General features: G+C 36.5%; 2 protein-coding genes. Both read right to left on the reverse strand.

Annotation, left to right across the window (positions count from 1 at the left end):
* Positions 1-68 precede the first annotated feature (68 nt).
* Positions 69-776, reverse strand: a complete 708-nt coding sequence (locus WKT10_RS15780) for a transposase (RefSeq protein ID WP_340278033.1) — start codon at positions 774-776, stop codon at positions 69-71.
* Between the two features lie 104 nt (positions 777-880).
* On the reverse strand, positions 881-1,861 hold the full coding sequence (locus tag WKT10_RS15785) for an ISL3 family transposase (protein WP_340278034.1): 981 nt from the start codon (positions 1,859-1,861) through the stop codon (positions 881-883).
* Between the last annotated feature and the right edge of the window lie 139 nt (positions 1,862-2,000).

Consider the following 2,000-nt stretch of genomic DNA (forward strand, 5'->3'; position numbering starts at 1 on the left):
GGTTCTTTCTGAACTTTGGGTACTGTGAAGTATTATTTATGCTGGCATCGAAAAGATGCCAGCATTTTCTATATCAATGACGAGAGTGTGAACGCATCGTCTTTGAGCATAAATGCCAGTTTGCACTTCTTTGAGAGATTGACTAATCCACTTCTTCCGTATACAATACGTTTGAGGAGTTTGAATTTGTTGTTGTTTCCTTCAACAAATCCAGAACTTTCACGATGGGATATCGCGTTCTTGACCGGGGCGATATCCTTTTTTAATCCTTTACAGAAAGTTGATATGACACTTTCTTCATACTGTTCGATAAAAACATCTATCTCGTCTGGAGAATTCCCCATGATAATTCTATGAAAATCTTTGAACACAGTTTCAACATAAGCAGCAACCGGATAAGCTTCCTTTATTACATCAATATATTTCCCTAATTCCAGATCTTTCTGTTTCTTAGGATTACATGTCAGAAGATATTTGAGAATTTCTGTTCGTTTGAAACAGATAACATCTGGCGGCAGAACTTTTTCCATAAGATAGTTCGCATTAAATGGTATCCGGTCCGGAAAGTTATTTTTTCCTATCAGATATATGTATTTTTGCAGTTTCTTTTCAGATTCATTAAAATCGGGATGCTCTTTTATGTAAAAATAAATCGTTTCATTTGTATGTCCATCCAGCATCATCTTAAATATCACATTCAGCCATTCATTCATGGCAGATTCTCTTTTTTTATAGTTTTTAGGGGTATCCAGTTCCTCCAATTCTTTTGATGACATATAGATATACTTTTTGGCGCAGGGCAGTGATAAATGAAACTGTTCTGCAACCGTTTTTATCCTTTTCTTTTCCGATTCCGCCCAAAAACTCTGTATTTCTTTGATCAATTCTTGTTTTTTTTACGCTGTATCTGCAGTTCTTTATATTTAGATGATGCAAGATCATGTTTTTTGTTATCAAAACTCCGTTCGGAACCATCTGGATTTTTGGGCGGTGTACAATCATAATTTAATGTAGAAAGATATGTGTAATCAGGAGCCTTTTCCTTCAATATTTTTTCAGGCTCTTGTTCCAGTATTTTTTCATTTTTTATATAAATAGTAGCCGGCATATCTGCTTTAAAGATATCTTTCAGATGTTCCAGAAGATTTTGGAGCAGATGAAAACGGTCGGCTACTTGAACGCATTCTGGGAGAACAGCATTGATAGCGGCGGCATAAGCACTGGCACGGTCACGTGCTACCAATCGAACTTTCCGGTGATTTTTCAGCCATTCCTTTAATGTCTCTGCATCTCTTCCTTTAAGAAGCGCTATCAGATGATGATCTTTCAAATCGTAAACAGCGGTTGCATAAGTCTGTCCTTTACGAATGGCCACATCATCAATCCCTATTTCTTCTACATCTGGATTGTCAATAAAATCGATTCTGTTATACAAACGCTGGATGGTATCGTTGCTGACCTTAACTCCTAAAAGTGACAATACCTTGCTTGCTCCTTCATTACTGAGGAACATAGATACACCAAGAATCAACGAATTCAATGCATCTGTACGAACCTGTGAAGCCTTAGCAAATGGAAGGTCTTCCATAAAAACCGTGTGATCACAATCGGGATTTTCACAGTCGTATTTATAAACATTTGCATGAAGATATGTTTGTTTACAATGGATTGGTGTATCCTGCAAGACTCTTTCATAAGTTGCGTGCAGGGAACGGCTTACCATGCCACAGTAAGGGCATTTGGCTTCGTGTGGTCTGGATTTGACAAAGAGATGTAATGTGTCATCATCTTCTGTATGTTTATAGATATAATGGTTTTCTCCCAATAAGAAAGAGTAATCTGTAATTTCTTGATATTTCATCTGATTCTATACCTCTTGATGTTTATATTCATCACTATTATACCAGAAATACCCAAAATAGAGAAGTTATTGCATGAAGAAAAAGCAGGTATTTTTCAATACCTGCTTTAAACATAATACCCAAAGTTCAGAAAGAACC

The sequence above is a fragment of the Enterocloster sp. HCN-30185 genome (assembly GCF_037890305.1).
In the GTDB taxonomy this organism is placed as follows: domain Bacteria; phylum Bacillota; class Clostridia; order Lachnospirales; family Lachnospiraceae; genus Enterocloster.

Coding starts and splice junctions, on each gene's coding strand:
- WKT10_RS15780 (WP_340278033.1), bottom strand. CDS start 776: ATGTCATCAAAAGAATTGGAGGAACTGGATACCCCTAAAAACTATAAA.
- WKT10_RS15785 (WP_340278034.1), bottom strand. CDS start 1,861: ATGAAATATCAAGAAATTACAGATTACTCTTTCTTATTGGGAGAAAAC.